The organism is Actinokineospora sp. NBRC 105648, assembly GCF_030269645.1.
Classification (GTDB): domain Bacteria; phylum Actinomycetota; class Actinomycetes; order Mycobacteriales; family Pseudonocardiaceae; genus Actinokineospora.
This window is the reverse complement of sequence record NZ_BSTR01000139.1, coordinates 1-265: the sequence shown is the minus strand read 5'-3', so window position 1 is coordinate 265 and position 265 is coordinate 1. Positions and strand designations below refer to the sequence as shown.

Sequence of the window (265 nt, the reverse complement as noted above, 5' to 3'; positions counted from 1 at the left end):
GGCCAGAGATGGAAGCCCTGTAAGGGGTGGAGTTGACTGGTACTAATAGGCCGAGGGCTTGCTACAAAAATGCTACGCATCCACTGTGCGGTGTCTGAGACACCAACCACCCCCGCCACCGCGGGACTCCCTGTTGGGGGGGTTCGTTGGTGGGGTTGTTGGTTGTGTTTGTTTCATAGTGTTACGGCGGTCATAGCGGTGGGGAAACGCCCGGTCCCATCCCGAACCCGGAAGCTAAGCCCACCTGCGCCGATGGTACTGCACT

The 265-nt window shown here is 59.2% G+C and carries 1 rRNA gene; it reads left to right on the top strand.

The window, feature by feature from the left end:
• Positions 1-182: 182 nt before the first annotated feature.
• Positions 183-265 (top strand): 5S ribosomal RNA (gene rrf, locus QSK30_RS36680); the annotation flags it as partial.